21 protein-coding genes and 1 riboswitch are annotated in these 25,020 nt (G+C 65.6%); of the genes, 12 read left to right on the top strand and 9 right to left on the bottom strand.

Features of this window, described 5'->3' with window-relative positions; translation table 11 throughout:
- Positions 1 to 57 precede the first annotated feature (57 nt).
- Complete coding sequence (gltX, locus tag DSD28_RS11785) at positions 58 to 1,515, top strand: glutamate--tRNA ligase (RefSeq protein WP_119256593.1); 1,458 nt, start codon at positions 58 to 60, stop codon at positions 1,513 to 1,515.
- A gap of 13 nt (positions 1,516 to 1,528) precedes the next feature.
- The gene (lysS, locus tag DSD28_RS11780; RefSeq protein WP_119256592.1) at positions 1,529 to 3,022 is read left to right on the top strand and encodes a lysine--tRNA ligase; all 1,494 of its coding nucleotides are present in this window, start codon (positions 1,529 to 1,531) and stop codon (positions 3,020 to 3,022) included.
- Positions 3,023 to 3,326: 304 nt separating this feature from the next.
- Here the strand turns inward: lysS and DSD28_RS11775 are convergent, their stop codons facing one another.
- Positions 3,327 to 4,427: a hybrid-cluster NAD(P)-dependent oxidoreductase gene (locus tag DSD28_RS11775; protein WP_119256591.1), complete on the bottom strand. Its 1,101-nt coding sequence runs from the start codon at positions 4,425 to 4,427 to the stop codon at positions 3,327 to 3,329.
- A gap of 1 nt (position 4,428) precedes the next feature.
- Positions 4,429 to 5,673 carry an aromatic ring-hydroxylating oxygenase subunit alpha gene (locus DSD28_RS11770; RefSeq protein WP_119256590.1) on the bottom strand — a complete coding sequence of 415 codons (1,245 nt, stop codon included), beginning with the start codon at positions 5,671 to 5,673 and terminating at the stop codon, positions 4,429 to 4,431.
- 103 nt (positions 5,674 to 5,776) lie between these two features.
- Positions 5,777 to 5,969, bottom strand: a riboswitch (cobalamin riboswitch).
- A gap of 296 nt (positions 5,970 to 6,265) precedes the next feature.
- Between DSD28_RS11770 and DSD28_RS11765 the strand changes: the two genes are divergently transcribed.
- Positions 6,266 to 6,871 (top strand): DUF6656 family protein, encoded by a 606-nt coding sequence (locus tag DSD28_RS11765; RefSeq protein ID WP_119256589.1) that lies wholly within the window; start codon positions 6,266 to 6,268, stop codon positions 6,869 to 6,871.
- A gap of 5 nt (positions 6,872 to 6,876) precedes the next feature.
- Here the strand turns inward: DSD28_RS11765 and DSD28_RS11760 are convergent, their stop codons facing one another.
- On the bottom strand, positions 6,877 to 7,941 hold the full coding sequence (locus DSD28_RS11760) for a diguanylate cyclase domain-containing protein (protein ID WP_119256588.1): 1,065 nt from the start codon (positions 7,939 to 7,941) through the stop codon (positions 6,877 to 6,879).
- A 156-nt stretch (positions 7,942 to 8,097) separates the two neighbouring features.
- Here DSD28_RS11760 and DSD28_RS11755 point away from each other — a divergent pair, with 156 nt between their 5' ends.
- Both DSD28_RS11755 and DSD28_RS11750 read left to right on the top strand, forming a co-directional pair.
- On the top strand, positions 8,098 to 9,072 hold the full coding sequence (locus DSD28_RS11755) for an L-threonylcarbamoyladenylate synthase (protein ID WP_119256587.1): 975 nt from the start codon (positions 8,098 to 8,100) through the stop codon (positions 9,070 to 9,072).
- Positions 9,073 to 9,082: 10 nt separating this feature from the next.
- Positions 9,083 to 10,513, top strand: coding sequence for an FAD-binding oxidoreductase (locus DSD28_RS11750; RefSeq protein WP_119256586.1), 1,431 nt, complete (start codon positions 9,083 to 9,085; stop codon positions 10,511 to 10,513).
- On the opposite strand, the gene DSD28_RS11745 is transcribed toward DSD28_RS11750, so the two are convergent.
- Positions 10,514 to 12,838: a DUF1217 domain-containing protein gene (locus DSD28_RS11745; RefSeq protein WP_119256585.1), complete on the bottom strand. Its 2,325-nt coding sequence runs from the start codon at positions 12,836 to 12,838 to the stop codon at positions 10,514 to 10,516.
- Between the two features lie 294 nt (positions 12,839 to 13,132).
- On the opposite strand from DSD28_RS11745, the gene DSD28_RS11740 reads away from it, so the two are divergent.
- Positions 13,133 to 13,696: a DUF6101 family protein gene (locus DSD28_RS11740; RefSeq protein WP_119256584.1), complete on the top strand. Its 564-nt coding sequence runs from the start codon at positions 13,133 to 13,135 to the stop codon at positions 13,694 to 13,696.
- Between the two features lie 67 nt (positions 13,697 to 13,763).
- Here the strand turns inward: DSD28_RS11740 and ubiA are convergent, their stop codons facing one another.
- Complete coding sequence (ubiA, locus tag DSD28_RS11735) at positions 13,764 to 14,717, bottom strand: 4-hydroxybenzoate octaprenyltransferase (RefSeq protein ID WP_119256583.1); 954 nt, start codon at positions 14,715 to 14,717, stop codon at positions 13,764 to 13,766.
- Between the two features lie 59 nt (positions 14,718 to 14,776).
- Positions 14,777 to 15,562 carry a MipA/OmpV family protein gene (locus tag DSD28_RS11730; RefSeq protein WP_119256582.1) on the bottom strand — a complete coding sequence of 262 codons (786 nt, stop codon included), beginning with the start codon at positions 15,560 to 15,562 and terminating at the stop codon, positions 14,777 to 14,779.
- Between the two features lie 296 nt (positions 15,563 to 15,858).
- On the opposite strand from DSD28_RS11730, the gene purD reads away from it, so the two are divergent.
- Together purD and DSD28_RS11720 are read left to right on the top strand one after the other, a co-directional pair.
- The gene (gene purD / locus DSD28_RS11725; protein ID WP_119256581.1) at positions 15,859 to 17,130 is read left to right on the top strand and encodes a phosphoribosylamine--glycine ligase; all 1,272 of its coding nucleotides are present in this window, start codon (positions 15,859 to 15,861) and stop codon (positions 17,128 to 17,130) included.
- Positions 17,131 to 17,234: 104 nt separating this feature from the next.
- Positions 17,235 to 17,693 (top strand): plant virulence effector HPE1-like domain-containing protein, encoded by a 459-nt coding sequence (locus DSD28_RS11720; protein WP_119256580.1) that lies wholly within the window; start codon positions 17,235 to 17,237, stop codon positions 17,691 to 17,693.
- Positions 17,694 to 17,794: 101 nt separating this feature from the next.
- Here DSD28_RS11720 and DSD28_RS11715 read toward each other — a convergent pair whose 3' ends face one another.
- The 3 genes from DSD28_RS11715 to DSD28_RS11705 form a co-directional block, all read right to left on the bottom strand.
- Positions 17,795 to 18,289: a DUF523 domain-containing protein gene (locus DSD28_RS11715; RefSeq protein ID WP_119256579.1), complete on the bottom strand. Its 495-nt coding sequence runs from the start codon at positions 18,287 to 18,289 to the stop codon at positions 17,795 to 17,797.
- Between the two features lie 13 nt (positions 18,290 to 18,302).
- The gene (glyS, locus tag DSD28_RS11710) at positions 18,303 to 20,522 is read right to left on the bottom strand and encodes a glycine--tRNA ligase subunit beta (RefSeq protein WP_119256578.1); all 2,220 of its coding nucleotides are present in this window, start codon (positions 20,520 to 20,522) and stop codon (positions 18,303 to 18,305) included.
- A gap of 138 nt (positions 20,523 to 20,660) precedes the next feature.
- A complete protein-coding gene (locus tag DSD28_RS11705; RefSeq protein ID WP_119256577.1) occupies positions 20,661 to 21,341 on the bottom strand; it encodes a hypothetical protein in 681 nt (226 codons plus the stop codon).
- A gap of 211 nt (positions 21,342 to 21,552) precedes the next feature.
- On the opposite strand from DSD28_RS11705, the gene DSD28_RS11700 reads away from it, so the two are divergent.
- From DSD28_RS11700 to DSD28_RS11685, 4 genes are read left to right on the top strand one after another with little or no spacing between them, the layout of a single operon-like run.
- Entirely contained in the window at positions 21,553 to 22,443 is an 891-nt protein-coding gene (locus DSD28_RS11700) for a metal ABC transporter substrate-binding protein (protein ID WP_119256576.1), read from the top strand.
- Complete coding sequence (locus DSD28_RS11695) at positions 22,440 to 23,300, top strand: manganese/iron ABC transporter ATP-binding protein (protein WP_119256575.1); 861 nt, start codon at positions 22,440 to 22,442, stop codon at positions 23,298 to 23,300. The genes DSD28_RS11700 and DSD28_RS11695 overlap by 4 nt, the downstream gene beginning before the upstream one ends.
- Complete coding sequence (locus DSD28_RS11690; RefSeq protein ID WP_119256574.1) at positions 23,297 to 24,169, top strand: metal ABC transporter permease; 873 nt, start codon at positions 23,297 to 23,299, stop codon at positions 24,167 to 24,169. Before DSD28_RS11695 ends, DSD28_RS11690 begins: the two co-directional genes overlap by 4 nt.
- On the top strand, positions 24,166 to 25,008 hold the full coding sequence (locus DSD28_RS11685) for a metal ABC transporter permease (protein WP_119256573.1): 843 nt from the start codon (positions 24,166 to 24,168) through the stop codon (positions 25,006 to 25,008). The genes DSD28_RS11690 and DSD28_RS11685 overlap by 4 nt, the downstream gene beginning before the upstream one ends.
- Positions 25,009 to 25,020 lie beyond the last annotated feature (12 nt).

Genomic DNA, 25,020 nt, shown 5'->3' with positions numbered 1-25,020 from the left:
TTCGAAACGGCGAAAAACCGGGCTCTCCCCTCCTGAAATGTCAAGACAGGCCCAACCATGAGCACTTCCGGCGTTCGCGTCCGCATCGCACCCTCTCCGACCGGCGAGCCGCATGTCGGCACCGCCTATATCGCGCTGTTCAACTACCTCTTCGCCAAGAAGAACAACGGCACCTTCATCCTGCGCATCGAGGACACGGACGCCACGCGTTCGACGCCGGAATTCGAGCAGAAGGTGCTGGACGCGCTGAAATGGTGTGGCCTGGAATGGTCGGAAGGCCCCGATATCGGCGGCCCCTACGGTCCCTATCGCCAGTCCGACCGCAAGGATATCTACCGTCCCTATGTCGACAAGATCGTCGCCAACGGCCACGGCTTCAAGTGTTTCTGCACGCCCGAGCGGCTGGAGCAGATGCGCGAGGCGCAGCGCGCCGCCGGCAAGCCGCCGAAATACGATGGCCTGTGCCTCCACCTTTCCGCCGAGGAAGTGACGAAGCGCGTCGACGCCGGCGAGCCGCATGTCGTGCGCATGAAGATCCCCACCGAAGGCTCGTGCAAGTTCGTCGACGGCGTCTACGGCCCGGTGGAGATTCCGTGGGATGCGGTCGACATGCAGGTTCTGCTGAAGGCCGACGGCATGCCGACCTACCACATGGCGAACGTGGTCGACGACCACCTGATGAAGATCACCCATGTGGCGCGCGGCGAGGAATGGCTCGCCTCGGTGCCCAAGCACATCCTCATCTATCAATATCTCGGCCTCGAGCCGCCGGTCTTCATGCACCTGTCGCTGATGCGCAATCACGACAAGTCGAAACTCTCGAAACGCAAGAACCCGACCTCGATCTCCTACTATTCGGCGCTCGGCTACCTGCCGGAAGCGCTGATGAACTTCCTCGGCCTGTTCTTCATCCAGATCTCCGAAGGCGAAGAACTGCTGACCATGGATCAGCTCGCCGAAAAGTTCGACCCGGAGAACCTTTCCAAGGCCGGCGCGATCTTCGACATCCAGAAGCTCGACTGGCTGAACGGCCGCTGGCTGCGCGAGCAGCTCACCGAAGAAGACTTCATGCAGCGCGTGCTGGAATGGGCGATGGAGAACAACCGCATCCGCGACGGCCTCAAGCTGTCGCAGTCGCGCATTTCCAAGCTCGGCGAGCTGCCGGACCTTGCCGGCTTCCTCTTGAAGTCGGACCTCGGCCTGACGCCGGAGGCCTTCGCCAAGGTGAAGTCGACGCCGGAAGAAATCCTCGAAGTGCTGAACCAGGTGCAGCCGGACCTCGAAAAGATGCCGGAATGGACCGTCGAGAGCATCGAGGCGGAACTGCGCGCAAGCGCCGACCGGCTCGGCAAGAAGCTCAAGGTCGTGGTGGCCCCGCTCTTCGTCGCCGTCTCCGGCTCGTCGCGCTCGCTGCCGCTCTTCGACTCGATGGCCATCCTTGGCCGCTCCGTCGTGCGCCAGCGCCTGAAGGTCGCCGCGCAGGTCGTGGCCTCCATGGTCGGCAGCGGAAAGTAAGGAACGAACAAGAATGAACGACAAGACAGAAACCGCCCTCTCCTCCGATCCGACGGAAGTCCGCCGCCAGAAGCTCGCCCAGCTGCGCGAGACGATCGGCGACGTCTATCCGGCGCATTTCCACCGCACGATGACCAATGCGGAGCTTGCGGAAAAATACGAGGGCCTGGAGCTCGACACGGAGAGCGGCGACATCGTGACCGTCGCCGGCCGCGTCTATTCCTCGCGCAATTCCGGCATGTTCATGGATATCCATGACGCCTCGGGCAAGATCCAGATCTTCAGCCACAAGGACACGACGCCGGAGGAGGCCCGCAACCTGCTGCCGATGATCGACCTCGGCGACATTATCGGCGTGACCGGCGCGGTGCGCCGCACCAAGCGCGGCGAGCTGACGATCAATGCCCATGAGATCGTCATGCTGACGAAGTCGCTTCTTCCCATGCCGGAGAAGTGGAATGGCATTGCCGACATCGAGATCCGCTATCGCAAGCGCCACCTCGATATCATGAGCAACGAGGAGTCCAAGCTCCGCTTCCAGCAGCGCTCGAAGATCGTTTCCGGCATCCGCCGCTTCATGGAGAACGACGGCTTCATGGAAGTCGAGACGCCCATGCTGCATTCGGTCTATGGCGGCGCGACGGCCGAGCCCTTCAAGACGCACCACAACACGCTGAAGCTGGACATGTTCCTGCGCATCGCGCCGGAACTGTTCCTCAAGCGCACGCTGGTCTCCGGCCTCACCGACAAGGTGTTCGAGATCAACCGCAACTTCCGTAACGAGGGCGTGTCGACAAGGCACAATCCCGAATTCACGATGATGGAGTGCTACTGGGCCTATGCCGACTACGAGGACATCATGGACCTCGTGGAACGCCTGTTCGCCGAGCTTGCGGTGAAGATCCACGGCTCGACCGAATTCGCCTATGGCGACAAGGAAATCTCCTTCAAGGGTCCGTTCAAGCGCGTGCCGATGCCCGATGCGGTGAAGGAAGTAACCGGCATCGACTTCCTCGCCATCAAGACGGACGAGGAAGCCCGCGCCGCCGCCAGGGCCGCCGGCTTCGAGATCGAGAAGGACTGGACCTGGGGCGAATGCCTCGCCTTCATTTTCGAGGAGAAGGTCGAGCCGGCGCTGATCCAGCCGAGCCACGTCACGCATTTCCCGAAGGACATCTCGCCCTTCGCCAAGGAAGTGCCGGGCGAGCCGCGCCTCGTCGAGCGTTTCGAGACCTATTGCAACACCTGGGAACTCGGCAACGCTTTCTCCGAGCTGAACGACCCGGAAGAGCAGCGCGCCCGCATGGTCGAGCAGCTTGAGCAGGCCCATGCCCGCGGCGAGAAGGCCAAGCAGCTCGATGACGAGTTCCTCGACGCCATCGACCAGGGCATGCCGCCCGCCGGCGGCCTCGGCATCGGCGTCGACCGCCTGATCATGCTGTTGACCAACGCGCCGTCGATCCGCGACGTCATCCTCTTCCCGGCGCGCCGGGCGAAGGCGGACTGACACGCTTCGTTGCGGAAGGGAGGACGCGTCCTCCCCTTCGTCATAGTCGAGCTTGACCCGACCATGCATCCCCACGGCATGGCCTCGCTCGTGACGTGGATCCTCGGGTCGAGCCCGAGGATGACGGCAGTGAGTGAGGCGAGGCTCACCGCAAGAGAGCGTCTTCATAACGAAAAAGGCCGCGGGTTGCTCCGCGGCCTTCTTGCTTAACGACGCCCTGTCCCTTCTCCTTCGTCATGCTCGGGCTCGACCCGAGCATCCATCCGCACGGCATGACCACGCCGATGGAAGAGGAAGCGCGGCCTCACGCCTCGATGGAGACATCCCCGATGGGCCGCGAGCAGCAAGCGAGGATATAGCCCTCCTCGATCTCGTCATCGAGAATGCCGCCATTGTGGCGCATGTCGACTTCGCCCGAGACCTTCATGACGCGGCAGGTGCCGCACAGGCCGCCCTCGCAGGCCGCGCCGATGCGCACGCCCGCCGCGCGGGCCGTCTGCAGGATGGTCTGGCCGGGTGGGCATTTGGCTTCCTTGCCGGCCATGGTGAAGGTGATGGTGGCGACCGCGTCGGCATCCACCTCCGCCTCGCCGGCGCCGGCGCGGATGGCGATCTCTTCCGGGGCGGGCGCGGCGGCCGGCTGGAAGCTCTCCTCGTGGTAGCGCTCCATGTCGAAGCCGCAGACCTTCAGCATGTCGCGAACGCCGCGCATGAAGGGCTCCGGCCCGCAGCAGAAGATGGTGCGCTCGCGGAAATCGGGCGCCATCAGCGTCAGCCGCGCCGCATCGATGCGGCCGCGCAGCCCGTGCCAGCCGTCGCGCGGGTTATGTCCCTCGACGACGAAGCCGAGCGAGAGCTGCGGCATGTGCGCGGCGATATATTCGAGCTCCCCCTTGAACAGGAGATCCTCCGGCTTGCGGGCGCAGGTGACGAAGGCGACGTCGGACTGCGGCGCACAATCGGCCATCCAGCGCGTCATCGACATCATCGGCGTGATGCCGGAGCCGGCGGAGATGAAGAGGTATTTCTCGCCCGGATGGCGCACGAAGGAGAAGTCGCCGAGCGGCCCGAAGGCCTTCAGCTTCACGCCGGGGCGCAGATTGTCGAACATCCAGCGCGTGCCGATCGAGTTCTTCTGCGCCTTCACCGTCACGGAGACGGCATAGGGGCGGGAGGGCGTCGAGGACAGCGTATAGGTCCGCATTACCGGCTCGTCTTCCGAGACCGGCAGTTCGAGCGTGACGAACTGGCCCGGCAGATACCGGAACCAGTTGTCGCGATCGGAGCGGAAGGTGAATGTCATCACGTCCGCCGTCTCCACCGTGGCGGCGATGCATTCCAGCAGGTTCTGCCGGTCGTTCCACGGATGGAGTTCGTCGAAGTGGCGGAAGTGGCTGGCACTCATGTCATGCTACCCGCGAGAGCGTCTGCTTCGAGCCGTCGAGCCGGTCGACCATGAAGTTCGAATACCATTCGACGAACTGCATGACGCCGCCTTCGTCGACGGGCGAGTACGGGCCGGGCTCGTAGGCCGGGGAGCGGATGCCGAAGGCGTTTTCCTCGACGATCCGGCGGTCCTGGTCGTTGGTCTCGGTCCAGACATGGGTGAGCTCGTCGAGACGGTAGTCGACGCCTTCCACCGCATCCTTGTTGACCAGCCACTTGGTCGTGACCTGGGTCAGTTCGGGACCGAGCGGCAGCACGCGGAAGGTGATGGCATGGTCGGCCAGAACGTGGTTCCAAGTCGTCGGATAGTGGAAGAGCAGCAGCGCGCCGATATGGCTTTCCAGAACGTCGCTGGAGAGCGGGCGCTGCACGGCGCGGGCGCCGGACATGGTGTAGCTCTCGGCGTCCTGGATGAGCGGCATGCGCGCGGCGCGGAACTGGCCGGTCGGCGACATGCGGAACTGGCTCGGCAGGCCGGCGGCCTCGCACTTGGCCCAGTGGCCGGAGATTTCCGGATCGTCCTGCGCGCCCTGCACGCCGGTCGCGCTCGGCGCTTCCGGATAGGTGCGGCAGAGCTCCGGATGGTTGGCCGCGCAGTGGTAGCACTCGCGGTTGTTCTCCCAGACGAGCTTCCAGTTGCCCTTCTCGACGATGGTGCTTTCGAAGGCGATCTTCGTCTCGCCGAGACGGTGGCGGGCGATATAGGGCTCGACGAGCGAGACGAAGGGCGCGAAGTCCGGCGCTTCCTCGGCGAGACAGATGAAGATGTAGCCGCCGACCGTCTGGCAATGGACCGGCTTCAGGCCATGCTCGCTCTTGTCGAAATTCTCGTCCATGTGGCGGGCGAAGAGCAGCGAACCGTCGAGTTCATAGGTCCACTGGTGATAGGGACAGACGAGCTTGGCGGCGCTGCCCCTGTGCTGCGAGCAGACGCGCGAGCCGCGATGGCGGCAGGCATTGTGCAGCGCGCGCACGGTGCCAGCGCGGTCGCGGGTGATGACGACGGGATAGTCGCCGACCTGCACGGTGAAATAGTTGCCGGCCTTCGGGATCTCGCAATCGTGGCCGACGAACAGCCAGTCGCGGTACCAGATCGTCTCCAGGTCGAGCTTGTAGTAATCGGGGTCGGTGTAGAAGGCCTGCTCGAGGCTGTAGCCTTCGCGCCGGTTCTTGAGCTTGCGGAGCACGTCGCTGCGAATGTCCATGCCGGGATCCTCAGATATCCAAATTCGCCGAGGCGTACGGAAGGAGACGGCCCCCGGGCGCCAGGCCCGGAACTGCACGCTTCCCGGCCGCCCGCCGCAGCCGTCACGATCGTTCCTCCAGGCTGGTTTCCGGGCTGAGGAGCGTCCTTTCGGGACTGTCGCGGCGCCTTCCGGGTTCCTCCTCCGTCGGCCTCTCCACGCCTCCAACACCGTTGCGGGGGCAGCGCCGGAATTCAACCGGCTTCCCAATTTTCGCGCCCTCTGCCGAGGGTGACGCCTTGAGTAGACCTATCTAAGCGCAACTACGCCCGAACGGCATGCCGGAAAACGACACGGCCTCTTGATTTGACGACAGGCCACAACCATGGAGATCGATACCTCCGGCCTCTATTTCACCTGATATCTCATATGGATAGGCTTCAAATCCGGGAGCTTTTCCCGCTCTTTCGACCCACCGGCACCGGAGCGACGACCCTTGTCATATTGCGACCATATTCCTTACGGGTTTGCGACGTCGCGGGTTGAAACAAATACTTAACGACGTTTCCATAAACTTTTGCCGGACAGGACGCGTGGATGGAGTGCCCGAGGCGTGCAGCAGACGAAATTCCGGTACTACGACGCCGTCGCCTTCAAGCGGGCCAATCCGCCCCGATCCGCCGTGCACACGGAGTTCCTGCGCACCGGCCGCATCGACCGGAGCATCGCCTGGAGCCCGAGCGAGAAGCGCTATCTCAGCTACCAGGAAGTGGCCGAGCGCACCGGCCGCAAGCTGGAGCGCGCCGGCGACATCACCCATGAGCGCATCAACGGCTTCCATCGGTCGATCCGCTTTCCCAAGCTGGTCTTCCACCGCACGCTGGCCGGGACGCCGCATCTCGGCTATTGCCACATCACCGTCGCCAACAGCCGCTTCGCGGAATTCGAAAACGTGCAATGGGCCTTCTACATGGCCAATTTCCTGGCCGAGATCGGCGACGAGGACCAGTTCTTCGCCGGCATATCGCGCAAGCCCGGCCGCATGTATTTCGCCGTCGCCATCGCCCCGACGCAGGAGGAAGGTCGCCTCACGATCGACCGCACGGTGCGCGGCAACGGCGTGATCTTCCGCACGGACGATCCGAAGCTGGCGATGAAGAACGTGCTGATGCTCGGCGCGCGCGACGAGGCGCTGCGCAAGGTCATCCAGACGCTGTAGTCCATTCACGACGCCCGGTAGAGCATCCATTCCTTGCCGGCCGGCACCTCGTCGCCGCGGCCGTAGACGACCGTCTGGTCGCCGCCCGCCGCCTTCGCCTCGGCAAGCGCCCGCTCGCAGGCGGATGTCAGGTCGAGCGCGCTTTCCGCCCGGTCCGACATGCAAAGCCCCGTCGACAGCGTGAGGTTGCCGAGATTGCGCCCGGTGCGCGGATCGCGCAGCGCCACGGTCTGGAAGGCCGCGCGCAGGAGATCGACGAGCCGCGTCGCCTCGCCCTCGTCCGCCGTCTGGAAGAGGAAGCCGAAGCGCAGGCCGTCGAAGCGCACGGCAAGGTCGCTTGCCGGGAAGGCCTGGCGGATGAGCCCGCCGTAGAAGGTCACGAGATGGTCCGAAAGCGCCTCGATCTGGCCGGACGTGAAGCGGCGCTCGGCATCGACCTCGGCGATCGCCACGCCGCAGAGCATGGGCAGCTCGGGATTGGCATAGACGCGGGCGAGCGCCTTGTTGAAGGCGCGGCGGTTGCCGAGCTTCGTCGGCGGATCGACGAATTTCATCGCCTCGAATTCCGCCATCTCCTTCTGGATGCCGTCCATCACGGCCGATTGCGCGGCGACCTTCTCCGCCATTTCCGCCGTGTGGCTGACGCGCAGCTCCGTCGCCCGCTGCAGGGCTTCGAGCGAGCTGCCGAGCGCGCCCTCGCCAAGGCCGCCGGCATTGCGGATGACCTGCGAGGCCTCGCCGATCAGGCGGCCATAATCGTTGAGCGAGGACCGTTCCTGGCTGAGCAGGTCCATGAAGTTGCTCATCTCGTTGCTGATGGCGCCCGCCGAGCGCTGCAAAACGCTCGCCTCGTGCTGGTGCGGCAGGTACTTGCGGCCGAGCTCGTCGAGCGCCGCCTGGGTCTTGTACTTGCCGAGCGCGATGAAATCGCGCACGAGATCCGGATTGCTGCCCGCATAGGCCTCGTAGACCAGCTCGTAATTGCGCGGCAGGCCGTCGATGCCCATCTGCTTCATCGCCGCTGCGATCCGGAGCGTGATATCGGTCGTCGAGGATTTCTTCTGAGCCATGGGACGGGAACCTGCCTGCGGGAATTCTCAGCCTTCCATAACAGGCGGCTCTTTCGACCGCTCTAATCCGGTCGCTCGAATTTTAGCCAAGCGCTTCGGCCTTGGCATTGCCGGCCAAAGCCCTGTAAAGGAAGCCGAAAGCGACGGAAGGACGACATGGCGGATATCGTTGATACGCGGACGGATGCGGAGACGGCGCTGGCGCGCGCCGTGGAAATCCTCGGGCGGGGCGTGCCCGTCGCCATTCCGACGGAGACCGTCTACGGCCTTGCCGCCGACGCCACCAATCCGCAGGCGATCACCCGCATCTATGAAATGAAGGGCCGCCCGCGCTTCAACCCGCTGATCTGCCACATGGCGGATCTCGCCATGGCGGAGCGGCACGCGGTCTTCGACCCGCTGTCGCGCCGCCTCGCCGAAGCCTTCTGGCCCGGCCCGCTGACGCTGGTCGTGCCCGTCCGCCCCGAAAGCCCCATCCATCCGCTGGCCCGCGCCGGGCTCGACACCGTCGGCATCCGCGTGCCGACCGGCATCGCCAGCCGCCTGCTCGCCGCCTTCGACCGGCCGCTCGCCGCCCCGAGCGCCAACACCTCCGGCCGCATCAGCCCAACCACCGCCCGCCACGTCGCCGACGATTTCGGCGACCGGCTGGAACTGGTGCTCGACGGCGGCGCGGCGAAAGTCGGCCTCGAATCCACCATCCTCAAGGTCGAGGGCGAGACGATCCGGCTGCTGCGGCCCGGCGGGCTCGACGCCGCCGAGATCGAGCGCGTCATCGGCCGCCCCGTCACGCGCAACGACAAGGCTGGCGCGACGATCGTGGCTCCCGGCATGCTCGCCTCGCACTATGCCCCCGATGCGCCGGTGCGGCTCGACGCAAGCGACGTGAAACCCGGCGAGGTGCTCATTCGTTTCGGCGGCAAGGCGCTTCCCGGCGAGGCCGAAGCCGCGCTGGTGCTCGACCTCAGCCCGGCCGGCGACCTTGCCGAAGCCGCCACCAACCTCTTCGGCTACATGAAGAAGGCCGATGCCGTGGGCGCGCGCTCCATCGCCTTCTCGCCGATCCCGGCGACCGGCCTCGGCGAAGCGATCAACGACCGCCTGCAGCGCGCCGCCGCCCCGAGAAACTGAGAGAAACAAGATGGTCCAGGCAAAGCTCTCCCCCGATCTCATCGCCCGCTTCGCGGACATCACCGGCCCCGGCTATGCGCTCTCCGACGACAGGGACATCGCTCCCTATCTCGTCGAAAGCCGCGGGCTCTATCACGGCACATCGCCGCTGGTGCTGCGGCCGGGCTCGGTGCGGGAAGTCTCGGCGATCCTCGCGCTCGCCACCGAAACGCGCACCGCCATCGTGCCGCAGGGCGGCAATACCGGCCATGTCGGCGGCAGCGTGCCGCGCGAGGGGGCGGCGGACGTGGTGCTCTCGCTCTCCCGCCTCAACCGCATCCGCGACGTCGATCCGGTCGGCAACGTGATCGTCGCGGACGGCGGCTGCGTGCTGGCGGAGATTCACAAGGCGGCCGAGGCCGTCGACCGGCTCTTCCCCCTGTCGCTCGGCTCGGAGGGTTCCTGCCAGATCGGCGGCAACCTCTCCACCAATGCCGGCGGCACCGCCGTGCTCGCCTATGGCAACATGCGTCACCTCTGCCTTGGCCTCGAGGTCGTGCTGCCGACCGGCGAAGTCTGGAACGGCCTTCGCCGGCTGAAGAAGGACAATACCGGCTACGACCTGCGCGACCTCTTCATCGGCGCGGAAGGCACGCTCGGCGTCATCACCGGCGCGGTGCTGAAGCTCTTCCCCCGCCCGCTCGGCCACGAGGTCGCCTTTGCCGGCCTGAAGTCGGTGAAGGACGCGCTCGCCCTTTTCGAACGCGCCTCCAGCCGCTGCGGCACGGCACTCACCGGCTTCGAGCTGATGCCGCGCCTCGGCGTCGATTTCACCACGCGGCACATTCCCGGCGTGCGCGATCCGCTCGCGACGCGGCACGACTGGTACGTGCTGATCGACATATCGACCTCCGACGCCGCCGAGACGGCGACGCGCATGATGGAGGCGCTGCTGGCCGAAGGCGTCGAGGCGGGGCTGGTGGAGAACGCCGTCATCGCCTCGAGCGAAGAGCAGCGCAAGGCCCTGTGGCACATGCGCGAGAGCATGTCGCCGGCGCAGAAGCCCGAGGGCGGCTCGATCAAGCACGACGTTTCCGTGCCGGTCTCCTCCATCCCGGATTTCATGGCCGAGGCGGATGCGGCCGTGATGGCGGCGATCCCCGGCGCGCGCATCTGCTCCTTCGGCCATATGGGCGACGGCAATATCCACTACAACATTTCCCAGCCCGTGGGCGCGGACAAGCAGGCCTTCCTGGACCGCTGGCGCGAGATCAACCATCTCGTCCACGGCATCGTGCTGAAATATCACGGCTCGATTTCCGCCGAGCACGGCATCGGCCAGTTGAAGCGCGACGAGCTTGCCGCCGTGCGCGAGCCGATCGAGATGGACCTGATGCGAAGGGTCAAGCACGCCTTCGACCCCGCCGGCATCATGAATCCCGGCAAGGTCGTGGCCGGCTGATCAGGACCCGCCCGGGCGCAGCTGCGCCAGCGACATCATGAGGTCGGCGCTGATGCCGGAGGAGCCGGAGCTGGTCAGCACCGAAAGGGCGGGATCGGTATTCGTCTGGTTGTCGAGGTCGTAGAGGACCGAGAACTTCACGATCATCTTCGAAACCGCTTCGGGGTCCTGCAGGTCCTTGAGCTCGAGATGGCGCTTGATCATCTCCGCCTGCGCATCGATATCGGCGCTGCCGATCTCGTCGGGCAGCTGGTAGATCACCTTGAAGACCTCGAACAGCGCGTCGTCGGCGAGGATGTCGTAGGGGCTGGTGATCGTCTCGGCCTTGCGCTGGAAATAGAGCGCGAGGCGCACGCCGGCATTGTCGTCGCCGGCCTCTTCCTCCAGCATCTGCTGCACATGGCTGTCGATCGTCTCGTAGATGCCGCGGCGCGACTGGATCTCCGCGTCGTCCGGCTGCGTGACCTTGCCCTCGGCATTGAAGTTGAAGGAGGCGACGATCTTGCGATAGGCGCGGTCCGCCTGCTGGTTGGCGAAACTCTTCGGGTCGTCGAGGTCGGAGGTGAAGATCTTCTGCATGAAGGTGGCGTCGACGCTTTCCGGATCGATGCCGTTCGCCGTCAGCACGAAGGAGACGAGGCGGTCGTCGGCAAGGAAATCCTCGACGGACTCCACCTTCTGCATCTGCGTGGAGTAATATTTGGCCTCCTCTTCCGCCTTCTTCTTGTCATCCTCCGTTCCGAAACGGGATTTCACCGTCACATAGGCGCGGGACATGACGAGGATTTCGGCTTCCGACTGTGCCAGCTTCGGCGCGGTGATATTGCCGTCCGAACCGAAATTGAACGCCTTGGCGAGCTGGACGAAACGATCGTCCTTGAGCTGGTACACATAGCTCTTGGGATCGTTGAGGTCGCTTTGCATCACCTTCTTGATGGTGAAGGCGGAAACCTTCGCCGGATCGATGCCGAAGGCCTTCAACGCAAAGTTATAGATGGAGGCTTCGCCGACGAAGTCCTTCACGGTCTTCACCGCGCCGATCTGGCTCTTGAACTGCTTGATGGCGGTCGCGTCGGCCTCGTCGTCCTTGTCGTTGTAATGGATCATGTAGGCGTTCGTGGCGGTGGCGGTCTGCGCCGCCGTCTGCGCGGCCTGGCCGGCGGCGAGCGTGCCGTCCTCCTGGAAGTTGAAGGCGGCGCGCAGCGCGACGTATTTCGCCTTGTCGGCACCGCCGAACAGGTTGATGTAGCTGGTCGCGTTGTCCGGGTCGGGGTCGCTCGTCAGGATATTGGCGATCGTGGAGCTGACGACGGACGCCTTGTTGAGGTCGAAGGCGACCTTGATGTAGTTCAGCAGGCGCGGGTCGTTGACGAGCTCGCTCGCCGTCGTCACGCTGCCGATGCGGCTTTCGAAATAGTCCTTGTTGATCAGCGCCGCCTCGGAGGTCACGCGCGGATTGGAGAGCGTGTAGAGCTGGTTCGTGGCCGCCTTCTGGTCCGCGTCCTGCACGGTGCCGGCCGTCGCCGTCCCGTCGCTGGCGAAATTGTAGGCTTCCGCCAGCGCGCGATATTTCTCGGCCGTGACGATGATGGCGCTCTGCCGGCTGATTTCCGCCTTGAGCTCGGCGATCCGCGCCTTGTTGGCATCGTTGGAAGGAAGGGTCGACAGCTCGCTGTTCGCAGCCTGGATCGCCGCCACGGCATCCGTCTCGCGGGCGCCGAACTCGGTGCTGAAATAGCTGGCCGGATCGTCGGGATCGCTGCCGAGGACCCCGCGCACCACCTCCCGCGAATAGGTGTTCGGGTCGATGCCGAAGGCGGTGAACACGTAGTTGCGCAGGCGGTCGTTGTTGATGAGCTGGTCGGCACTCGTCACCGTGTCGATGACGACATTGTAATAGCGGGTCTCCTCCTTGAGCGCCGCGCCGGCATTGGCGGCGGTGGCGGAATAGAGGCCGATGATGGAATCGAGCTGCGTTTCGGTCTGCGCCGTCGCGGTCGAGGGCGTGAAGCTGAAGGCGCTGGCGAAATCGCGGTAGCGCGTGTCCGTCAGCTTGTTGGCGAAGCTGTTGGCATCCGTCAGGTCGCTGTCCAGCACCTGGCGCATGAAGGCCTTCGCATAGGTCATCTCCTCCAGGCCATAGGCCTTCATGGCATAGGAATAGAGCCGGTAGTCGTCGAGGAATTCGTCGACCGAGGAAACCTTGCCGATATTCTCCCTGTAGTAATCGGCATCGCGCGCGTTGGTCGCCTCGGCCGCGGTGCGGTTCAGCGACTTCAGCATGTCCTTCGCGATGAGGTTGTAGCTCGTATAGGTCGACAGCATCGGGAAACCGTTCCTTCCAGTCACCGGCCGCGCGCGCAGGGGCCGATCGGCGCCATTGTCGCCCGCGAGGCTTGTCCCGGCCTGTCGGGCCATGGCTCGAATGCGCCGGCCCGCGTTCACCTCTCCTAAACCCTGACCCGTGCGGTTTTGCTAACCATCAGGAACTGCAAAGTTTTCTTAACCGCGATTTTTAAGCGGCATGGAAGGGGGCGCGCCTATTCTCCCCCTCAGAGGACGCAAAGTCCCGATGAGAAGACCGGACACCGGCTCTCAAGGAAAACAAGGGCGAAAGACATGCTGAATACCGTTTCCAAGCCGGCCTGGGCCGGCAGCACGCTCCGGCTCGATCCCAAGCGCTTCCCGCAGCAGGTGACCTTCGAGCTGCGCACCGAGGGAACCGACGCCACGATCACCCTCGACGAGCGCGGCGCCGTGCTGCGCAAGGTGCTTCCCTCCAGCGGCCTGCCGCTGTCCATCGCACTGCCGGCCCGCGCCTTCAAGGGCGTCGCCGCCCGCGCCATCGACCATGGCGACGGCGACGTGACCGTCACGCTCGAGTTGCATCACGACGACCCGGACCTCTGCATCCCGCTTCTGGTGGCGCACGATCTCTGCGACATCGCCGCCGACTGGCGCAGCTGGGCCGAGGCCTACCGCATTCCCATGCTGATGGTGGAAGCCGACGGCGTCGCCCGCCCGCTCGACGACAACCTGACGGTCGGCAGCCGCCCCGCGAAACCGCGCCGCCGCCATTCCTACTTCGCGGATCGTCGCCCCCGCTTCCTGGTGCGCCGCACGACCGGCAAGCTCGGCGTCCAGATGAAGATCGACGGCCGGGAGATCATCGCCCGCCGTTGAGCCTGCGATGACGATTTGACCTCCGGAAAGCCGGCCGTTCCCTGCGGCCGGCTTTTCCGCGTCCGGCTCAGGCGAAGGGAATGGCGACCGCCAGCGCGAGGAAGATGGCGAAGCCGACGACGTGGTTGAACTTGAACAGCGCAAGGCACTGCACCGGATCGTCGATATCGAGCGATCGGATCTGCCAGGCGAGCATCAAAGCGGCGGCCGCAAGGCCGAGCCAGCCGATGACGCCGACGCCGGCCAGCCAGAAGGACAGCGCGATGAGCGCCACCGTCAGGCCGTAGAGGCCGACGAGCCATTGCCGGGTCTTCTCGCCGAAGAGGCGGGCGGTGGAGCGCACGCCGATCAGCGCGTCGTCCTCCTTGTCCTGGTGGGCATAGATCGTGTCGTAGCCGATGGTCCAGGCGATCGCGGCGATGTAGAGCGCGACGGGCGCGAGCGACAGCGCGCCGAAGACCGCCGCCCAACCCATCAGCGCGCCCCAGGAAAAGGCCATGCCGAGGAAGAACTGCGGCCAGTCGGTGAAGCGCTTGGCGAAGGGATAGACCGCGACGATCAGCAGCGAGGCCACGCCGAGCCCGATGGAGAAGAGATTGAACTGCAGGAGGACGACGAGGCCGACGAGCGCCTGCAGCACGATGAAGATCTTCGCCTGGCGGCGCGTGACGCGGCCGGACGGCAGCGGGCGCGAGCGGGTGCGGGCGACCGCCTGGTCGATATCGTGGTCGACGAGGTCGTTATAGGTGCAGCCCGCCCCGCGCATGGCGACCGAGCCGATGAAGAACAGCAAGAGATGCGCGAGGAACCGCAGCCAGTCGAAGCTGCCGGCCGCCGCCGCGACATTGGCCGCCAGCGCCGCCGACCAGAAGCAGGGCCACATCAGCAGCTGCCAGCCGATCGGCCGGTCCCAGCGGGCAAGCTGCGCATAGGGCCAGGCCCCGCGCGGCAGGACGCGGTAGACCCAGTTATCGGAAGGCGCGTCGGAAACGCGGCCGGAATCGGAGGAGGTGCTGATCATGCACCTAGATCGCAAGCGGCCACGCCCCGGTCAAGCCGGCGCATGGCCGCAGATGGGATTCAGCGCAGCGTGAAATCGAAGCGGTAGGTGGCTGCAACGCCGATCAGGAATTGATCGCGCTCGCCGCGCTGCTTGACGAGGCTCGAATCCGCCGCCGGGCCCATGAGGCGCTTGTATTCGGCGAAGGCGCTGGTCTCGATCTTCTCATTGACCTGCCAGGTGATCGCCGCGCCCGCGCCGACCGACTGGATGCCGCCGCCCGGATCGTAGGCGGCAAGGCCGGAGGCCGCGACCTGGCTCGGCTTCACCCGGTAATAGGCGTCCATATAGTCGTTCGACGCGACGGTAAGGCGCGGACCGGCGGACAGGCGCACGTCCGGCGTGATATCGACGAAGGCGTCGGCCGCCACATCCGCCACGATGCCGTGGTGGCTGCGGATGCCATGGCGCACCTCGCCGCGCACGCGCAGCCAGTCCGTCGGATAGGCTTCCGCGAACGCACCGAGTTCGCCACCCAGCTTCACCGGCGTCAGGCCCTTGAGGTCGGCGCTGTCATCCTCGTCGCGCGGCATGACCAGCTTGCCGGTCGCCCCTGCGCGAAAAGCGCCGTTGTCGATCAGCGCGAAGGAGGGATTGTCGTTGCGCGAGGAGAAGCGCACCGTGCTGCCGGCCTTGCCGAGCGAGATCAGCGGCGTGACCTGGAACAGATGGCCCTTGGCGCCCTCATAGCGCGGCGCGGCGAAGCCGGCGGCCCCCACCTTCAGATACCAGTCGCCGGACCAGAAGTGCTCGCCGTCGCCTGCAAGGGCGGAAATGGGCGCAAGAAGAAGGGCGGCCGCAGTCATTGCGGCCGGGAAACGGATACTCAAGACACAATCCTCGCTTTGCCGGCGCACCCGCCGCGGGGCGCCGAAACCTTTGATTGCACGAACATTAGCCACGTTTCATTACCGATTCGCTAACCATTCGCCAGCTTTCGAAGGTGAAACGATTCGTTCGAATTCCCGGCACCGAGCGGGAATTCCTTCATCGTACCACCGAGGAAAAGGGCGCCGCAATGCTCCCGAGCGCCGCGGCCCTTGACCTTTCGCCCCCGTCCCCTTAACCCGCCAGCAACAAGCATCAGGTCGAGGGTACGGGCATGAAGGTTCTGTTGATCGGATCGGGCGGACGCGAGCACGCCCTTGCCTGGAAGCTGGCGCAATCGCCCCTCCTCACCACGCTCTACGCCGCCCCCGGCAATCCCGGCATCGCCGAATGCGCGACGCTGGTCTCCCTCGATATCGAGGACCATGCGGCGGTCTCCGCCTTCTGCCGCGAGAACGGCATCTCCTTCGTCGTCGTCGGCCCGGAAGCCCCGCTCGTCGCGGGCCTTGCCGACGTGCTGCGCGCGGCCGGCATCGATGTCTTCGGGCCTTCGGCGGCCGCCGCCCAGCTCGAAGGCTCCAAGGGCTTCACCAAGGACCTCTGCGCCAAATACGACATCCCGACCGGCGCCTACCAGCGCTTCACCGACGCCGCCTCCGCCAAAGCCTATATCGAGGCCGAGGGCGCGCCGATCGTCATCAAGGCGGACGGGCTTGCCGCCGGCAAGGGTGTGACCGTCGCCATGACGCTGCCCGAGGCTCTGGCGGCCGTCGACGACTGCTTCGACGGCGCTTTCGGTGCGGCCGGCGCGGAAGTCGTCGTGGAAGCCTTTCTCGACGGCGAGGAGGCGAGCTTCTTCTGCCTTTGCGACGGCGTGAACGCCTTGCCGCTCGCCTCCGCGCAGGACCACAAGCGCGTCGGCGACGGCGATACCGGCCCGAACACCGGCGGCATGGGCGCCTATTCGCCGGCCCCGGTGATGACCCCCGGCATGGTCGAGCGCACGATGAAGGAGATCATCGAGCCGACGATCCGCGGCATGGCGGCGGACGGCCATCCCTTCCAGGGCGTGCTCTTCGCCGGCCTGATGATCACCGCCAAGGGCCCCGAGCTCATCGAATACAACGTGCGTTTCGGCGATCCGGAGTGCCAAGTGCTGATGATGCGGCTCGAAAGCGACCTGCTGCCGATCCTCCACGCTGCCGCCATCGGCCGGCTTGACAAGGTTTCCGCCGAATGGCGCAACGACCCCGCGCTCACCGTGGTCATGGCCTCGAAGGGCTATCCCGGCGCCTACGAGAAGGCGACGCCGATCCTATCGCTGCCGGCCGACGACGCCGCGACGAAGGTGTTCCATGCCGGCACAGCGCTGAAGGACGGCCAGCTCGTGGCGACCGGCGGGCGCGTGCTGAACGTCACCGCCGTCGCGCCGACCGTCGCCGAGGCGCAAAAGGCGGCATATGCGGCGCTTGACCGGGTGAAATGGGAAAACGGCTTCTGCCGCCGCGACATCGGCTGGCGCGCGGTCGCCCGCGAAAGGGCCTGACGGCAACCGGCGAAAAACGCCGTTTCATCAAATTTTACCATTTCCCCTGACGGGCTCGTAACCGACGGGCGCTATTCTCCCCTCACCGATGAGGAGAACCGTCGATGCGTATCCTGTTGCCGACCCTTGCCTTCGCGCTTCTTGCCGCCCCCGCCTTTGCGGGTTCGATCCGTCCCGTCGAGGATGCCGTCTCGGCGGACAGCATCGAGACGATCCGGTGCGGCGACTGCCCGGCGCTGAAGCCCAAGATCAAGGCCGCGACCTATCATGTCGACGCCATTGCGCCCGGCACGCAGAAGGTCGAGGTCCGCGAGGAGAACGGCGAGCGCAAGATCTTCCGCACGGAAGCCTGGATGGGCGGCTCGCCCGTGGTCTTCGTCAGCAAGGCGCCGGCAGAGACCACGCAGGCCGCAAGCACGGACACCGAAGAGAATGCGGTGACCGTGGATGCCGGCACCCAGACCGGCGCGCTCGACGAAGGCGCGGCACGGCATGCGAAAACGGCCGCGATCGCCTCTTCACGCGAGTTTGATCCGGGAAAATTTGAACTTCGGCTGGATTGACCCCATATTAGGGAGGCCCTGCCTCTCAGTCCCTCCAGGCTGACAGGAATCCGCGAAAGCGGACGTCTGCGCCCCTGACCTCAAGCAGGGGCGCACGCGTATCAGCCGCTCTCCCCCATATCGCTGACGAGCCGGTCGACCTCGCGGTCGGAATAGACGGCAATGCCGCTGCGCCGCAACAGCGCCGCCGTCACGCCCTGCCCGGCATGCCGGCTACCCGAAAACGAACCGTCATAGACGAAACCGGAGCCGCAGGACGGGCTGCCGTCGATCAGAAGCGCATGGCGGCAATCGTTCTTTCGCGCGACGTCGAGCGCGATGCGCGCGCCGTCGATATAGGCGGCGGACACGTCCCCGCCGGAAATTTCCAGCACCCGCGCCCGTCCGTCGAGCACGTCGTCGCCATCGAGCCCGTTCTCGATTTCCGCCGGCGGCCGCGGCACCTGGAAGCCGCCCGCAAGCTCCGGACAGAGCGTCACCAGCCGCCCCTCCGCCATCCAGCGGTCGACGGCCGCATGGACGAGCGGCTTGGCCGACCCGTTGTAGCGGACCGGCAGACCGGCAAGACAAGCGCTGATGAGGATCCTGCCGGCCATCAGCGCCCGCCCCTTACCCCGTGATCCTGGAGAAATCCGCGACCGTGCCGGTCGCCGCGCGGATGGCGGAGAGCAGCGCGAGGCGGTTGGCGCGGATGGCCGGGTCCTCGTCATTGACGAGGACGTCGTTGAAGAACTGGTCCACCGGCGCGCGGAGCGTCGAGAGGGCTTCCATGGCCGCGCGGAAATCCTCGCCGGCGACGGCCGCGGCCGCATCCTTCGAGGCGGTTTCAACGGCCGCGTGAAGCGCCTTCTCGGCATCCAGCTTCAGAAGGTCGACCGAGACGGCGCCCTCGACGACGGTGCCCTTCTTCTCCTCGGAGGCGAGAAGCTGCGTCGCGCGCTTGGTACCGGCGAGCAGGTTCTGTCCCTCCTCCGAGGTGATGAAGGCCGTCAGCGCCTCGACGCGGCGGGCAACCGTCAGGAGATCGTCGGCCTCCGGCGTCAGCACGGCGTCGATGAGGTCGTGGCGCGCGCCCATGTCGCGGAGATAGACCTTCAGGCGATCATGGAAGAAGGCAAGCAGATCTGCGCATTTCTCATCAAACGCCGCACGCTCCAGAACGCTGGTCTGCGTGCCGCCACCATAACGCTTGGAGACCAGAACGCCGCCGTCATAAGCCTGCGCATCGGCCCAGGCGCCGAAGGCAGAGCCGAGCGAAAGGCGAAGGCCACCCTCCAGCAACATGCGAATGACGCCGAGGGCGGCGCGGCGCAGCGCATAGGGGTCCTTCGAGCCGGTCGGCTTCTCGTCGATGGCCCAGAAGCCGATCAGCGTGTCGAGCTTGTCGGCGAGCGCTACGGTGAGGCCCACCTTGCCGCCCGGCACGCGGTCGGAAGGGCCCTGCGGCTTGTAATGATCTTCGATGGCTTCGGCGACAGCGGCGTCCTCGCCCTGCAGGAGCGCATATTTGCGGCCCATGATGCCCTGCAGTTCCGGGAATTCGCCGACGGCTTCCGTGCGCAGGTCCGCCTTGGCGAGCACCACGGCGCGATCGACGAGAGCGGCATCGGCGCCGGTGACCTTCGCAAGCTCGGCAGCGAGCTTGCGGATGCGCGTGACGCGTTCGCCCTGCGTACCGAGCTTGGCATGGAAGGTGACGTTCAGCGCGTCGAGCTTGGCCATGCGCTGGTCGAGCGGCTTTTTAAGATCGAGACCGAACTTTTCGGCCGAGGCCTTCAGCGTGTCGAGGTCGGGCAGGTCGTGCTGGTCGCGCAGCCAGAAGTGCTTGGCGTCCGAAAGGCGGGCACGCACCACCTTGCCGTTGCCATGCACGATCTCCTTGCCGCCGTCCTTCGCCTCGATGTTCGAGATCAGGATGAAGTGGTTGGAGAGCGTATCGGCGCCCGGCTTGCGGGTGACGAAGCATTTCTGGTTGGTCTTGATGGTGAGGCGGATGATCTCCGAGGGGATCGCCAGGAACTCCTCGTCGAAGGTGCCCATCAGCACCTGAGGCCATTCGACGAGGCCGGAGACCTCCTCCAGCAGGGCCTCGTCCTCGACCAGTTCGAGGCCGCTGGCGAAGGCGATGTTGTTGGCATCCGTCGCGATGATCTGCTTGCGGCGCTCGGCATCGAGAACGACCTTCGCCTTCTCCAGATTGGCGACATAGTCCTCGAAGCGGCGCACGGTGATGGCCTCGGGCGCATGGAAGCGGTGGCCGTAGGTGACGTTGCCGGCAGTAAGCCCGTCGACCTCGAAGGGCACGACGCGCGTCTCCTCCGTCTCCGAGCCGAAGGTACAGACGATGGATTGCAGCGGACGCACCCAGCGAATCGCGCCGGGTTTTGCAGAGGCCGCACCCGAGCGCATCGACTTCGGCCAGGGGAAATTGCGGATGATGCCCGGCATCACCTCGGCGATGATCTCGTCGGCCGTACGGCCCGGCTTGACGATATGGGCGACGTAGAAATCGCCCTTCTTCGGATCGGAATGCACATGCGCTTCGGAAACCGAGCCGAGGCCCGCCTTGCGCAGGAAGCCCTGGATTGCCTGTTCGGGGGCGGAGGTTGCCGGGCCCTTGATCTCCTCGCGCACATCACTCGAACGGGCGTTGAGGCCGCGGATATCGAGCGTCAGGCGGCGCGGCGTCCAGTATTCGCGCGCGCCTTCATAGGTGAGGCCAGCCTCGACGAGCGCGTCGGTGACGAGCTTCTTCAGGTCGCCGGCCGCCTTGCGCTGCATGCGGGCGGGAATTTCCTCGGAGCGGAGTTCAAGCAGGAGATCGGGCATGTCAACTTTCCTCACCCTCCCCTCTCGGGAAGGGTCGGCACGAGCGTGCCGGTATGGGGTGAAAATCGTGCTCTCTGCTAGCAAAGTTAGGTGGTGCTGTACAACGGCAAATATGCCGTACGGCAGAGACGAGCGCGGTCAGTGACCGCTGGACGCGACCTCGTGCGTGCCTTCGGCGGCGGCATGCTCGCCTTCCGCGCCATGGCCGCCTTCCTCCTTGGCCTCGCCATGGCCGGAGGCCGCCGTCTCGACCGCATTCGGGTCGATGCAGTCCGTCCGTTCCTTCATCGCCGTGACGATGGTCTTGATCTCGTCGAGCGAAAGCTCCTTGCGCTCGCCGTAGAATTCCCCGTTGGCGGCCGGCACGCCATCCGTATAGCGCGCGACGAAGGGCGCGCTCATGCCGGGAACGGCGGAGGGATCGCGGGCGAAGAGCACTTCCGCGCCGATGGCCCGGCCGCGCATGTCGGCGCGATATTCGGGCCCGGCGGCATCGATCAGGATGATCTGGTAGAGATCGGCGTCCTCGGCATTCGAGACGGCCCCGGCGACGCGCAGCGCCGTCTTGACGCGCACCTCGCCGTCCGTGGCATCCGAGCGCACATATTTGCGCAGCCATTGCTGGCCGTCCTGTTCGAGGCGCACGGTGGTCACCGTCGTGCAGGCGGCGCCGGACACCGTTTCCGTCGACGGGCCGAGCAGCACGTCGCGCCCGACGAAGATCGCGGCAGCGCCCGAGGCGCCGGTCAGGACCAGCACGCCGGCGGCGATGATCAGCAGCTTCCGGGACAGGCGGAACGAGGTCGGAAGGAACTTCACGGGCGACGAACTTCTCTTTGAACGCAGAACAGGGAACGCGCCGAGAGCGCGCGAACGTGCCGCACTGTAGCCTGCGGGCGTTTCGGAAGTTTTAAACCCGCCTGTCCGATTTCGGGCCATTTCTGCGAATGATTTGCAATTGCGTTGACAGGCTTCAAAACCGCTCTATATTTTATTGCAACTCATTCGCAAAAGCAGCTCAGGAGAGCCGATGCTCCGCCGTTCCTTCAATGCCCTGCTTCTCAGCCTGCCGCTTCTGGCCACCGCCCCCGCCTTCGCGCAGGAAAAGCCCAAGGTGGTGACGACCTTCACCATCATCGCCGACATCGCGGCGAATGTGGCAGGCGATGCGGCCACGGTGGAATCCATCACCAAGCCGGGCGCGGAGATCCACAACTACCAGCCGACGCCGCGCGATATCCTGAAGGCGCAGGATGCGAAGCTGGTGCTCTGGAACGGCCTCAACCTGGAGCTCTGGTTCCAGAAGTTCCTCGCCAATCTCGGCGACGTGCCGAACGTCACGGTCAGCGACGGCGTCGCGCCGATGAGCATCGTGGAAGGCCCCTATCAGGGCAAGCCGAACCCGCATGCCTGGATGTCGCCGGACAATGCGCTGATCTATGTCGAGAACATCCGCAAGGCGCTCGGCGCACTCGACCCCGCCAATGCCGCGACCTACGACGCCAACGCCAAGGCCTATGGCGAGAAGATCAAGGCTCTGGGCGAAGAGATGAAAGCCAAGATCGGCGCGCTGCCGGAGGAAAAGCGCTGGCTCGTCACCAGCGAGGGCGCCTTCTCCTATCTCGCCCGCGATTTCGGCCTCAAGGAGCTCTTCCTCTGGCCGATCAACGCCGACCAGCAGGGCACGCCCAAGCAGGTGAAGGCGGTGATCGATGCAGTGCGCGAGCACAATATCCATGTCGTCTTCAGCGAGAGCACCGTTTCCGCCGATCCCGCCAGGCAGGTCGCGGCCGAAACCGGCGCGGCTTACGGCGGCGTCCTCTATGTCGACTCCCTGAGCGAGGCGGACGGCCCCGTGCCGACCTATCTCGACCTCCTGCGCGTGACATCCGAAACCATCGTGAAAGGTCTTTCGCAATGAGGATGGGCGGCAAGCCGAAGACGGTCGACGGCATCGTCGCCGAGGACGTGACCGTCACCTACCGCAACGGCCTGACGGCCTTGCGCCATGCCAGCTTCTCCGTGCCGAAGGGCACGATCACCGCGCTGGTCGGCGTCAACGGCGCGGGCAAGTCCACTCTCTTCAAGGCGATCATGGGCTTCGTACCGGTCGCGGGAGGCAAGGTGACGATCCTCGGCCTGTCCGTGCGCGAGGCGCTGAGGCAGAACCTCGTCGCCTATGTGCCGCAGGCCGAGGAGGTGGACTGGACCTTCCCCGTGCTCGTCGAGGACGTGGTGATGATGGGCCGCTACGGCCATATGAACTGGCTGCGCATTCCGACGAAACGCGACCACGAGATGGTCGAGGAGGCGCTGGCGCGGGTCAACATGGCCGGATTCCGCAAGCGCCAGATCGGCGAGCTCTCCGGCGGGCAGAGGAAGCGCGTCTTCCTCGCCCGCGCCCTGGCGCAGGAGGGACAGGTGATCCTGCTCGACGAGCCCTTCACCGGCGTCGACGTGACCACGGAGGAGCAGATCATCGAGCTGCTCGGCAAGCTGCGCGACGAGGGTCGCGTCATGCTCGTCTCCACCCACAATCTCGGCAGCGTGCCGGATTTCTGCGACCGCACGGTCTTCGTCAAGGGCACCGTCATCGCCTCCGGCCCGACGGCGGAGACCTTCACCGAGGCCAATCTGGAGCGCGCCTTCGGCGGCGTGCTGCGCCACTTCATCCTCGGCGGCCGCGACTTGCACGACGACGAGGACAGGCGCTCGGTCAAGGTCATCACCGACGACGAGCGCCCCTTCGTCATCTACGGCGAGGAGAAGAAACCGTGATCGACGCGCTGCTGGAACCCTTCGGCTACGGCTACATGGTCAACGCCATGTGGGTGAGCGCGCTGGTCGGCTGCATCTGCGGCTTCCTGTCCGCCTATCTGATGCTCAAGGGTTGGTCGCTGATCGGCGATGCGCTCTCGCATTCCATCGTGCCGGGGGTCGCCGGGGCCTACATGCTCGGCCTGCCCTTCGCGGCCGGCGCCTTCCTGTCCGGCGGGCTCGCCGCCGCCGCCATGCTCTTCCTCAACCGCCAGACGCAGCTCAAGGAGGATGCGATCATCGGCATGATCTTCTCCTCCTTCTTCGGCCTCGGCCTCTTCATGGTCTCGCTCTCGCCGACGCCGGTGAACATCCAGACCATCGTGCTCGGCAATATCCTCGCCGTCACGCGGGAGGACACGATCCAGCTCGCCATCATCGGCGCGGTCACGCTCGCCGTCCTGCTCTTCAAGTGGAAGGACCTGATGGTCGCCTTCTTCGACGAGAACCATGCCCGCTCCATCGGCCTCAACCCGACGGGCCTGAAGATCCTGTTCTTCACCCTCCTCAGCGCCTCGACGGTCGCGGCCATGCAGACGGTCGGCGCCTTCCTCGTCGTCGCCATGGTGGTGACGCCGGGCGCGACGGCCTATCTCCTCACCGACCGCTTCCAGCGCCTCATCGTCATCGCCGCCGCGCTCGGAGCCGGCACCAGCCTTGCCGGCGCCTATCTCTCCTATTTCCTCGACGGCGCGACCGGCGGCATCATCGTCGTCCTGCAAACCGCGATCTTCCTCCTCGCCTTCCTCTTCGCGCCCAAGCACGGCCTCATCGCCGCGCGCCGCAGGGGCAGGCAGGCGCTCAATGCCACGGAAGGCAGCACGCCATGAACGAGACGCTCGAACTCGCGCTCCTGCCCTTCCAGCTCGCCTTCATGCAGAACGCCTTCCTAGTGACGCTCGTCATCGCCGTGCCGATGGCGCTGCTCTCCTGCTATCTCGTGCTGAAGGGCTGGTCGCTGATGGGCGATGCGGTCTCGCATGCCGTGCTTCCCGGCGTCGTCATCGCCTATGTCCTGGGCCTCCCCTTCGCGGCCGGCGCCTTCGTCGCGGGCCTCTTCTGCGCGCTCGCCGCCGGTTACCTCAAGGACAACAGCCGGGTGAAGGAGGACACGATCCTCGGCATCGTCTTTTCCGGCATGTTCGCCCTCGGCGTCGTGCTCTATGTGAAGATCCAGCCGGATATCCACCTCGACCATATCCTCTTCGGCGACATGCTCGGCATCGCGGCCTCCGATCTCGTCGAGACGATAGCCATCGCCAGCGCCTCGACCGCCTTCATCCTCCTCTTCCGCAAGGACCTTCTGGTGCAGGCCTTCGACCGGCAGCATGCCTCGGCCATCGGCCTGCCGGTGCGTCTCCTGCACTACGGCCTTCTCGCCGTGCTCTCGCTCGTCGTGGTCGGCGCGCTGAAGGCGGTCGGCATCATCCTCGCCGTCGCCATGCTGGTCGCGCCGGGTGCCATCGCGGCCCTTCTCACGCGGCGTTTTCCGAGCATGCTGATGGTCGCCGTCGCCGTCGCGCTCGGCACGTCCTTCTGCGGCATCTGGCTGAGCTTCATGATCGACAGCGCCCCCGCGCCGACCATCGTGCTGCTGATGGCGATGCTCTTCGTCCTCGCCTTCATCCGACGGATGCTGCAGAACCGCCGGCCCGCGCAGGCGGCCTGAGAGCCACCGGCC

Source organism: Shinella zoogloeoides, from assembly GCF_003574625.1.
Taxonomy (GTDB): Bacteria; Pseudomonadota; Alphaproteobacteria; order Rhizobiales; family Rhizobiaceae; genus Shinella; species Shinella zoogloeoides_A.
The sequence above is the reverse complement of the archived record's forward strand: the minus strand, read 5'-3'. Positions and strand labels throughout refer to the sequence as shown.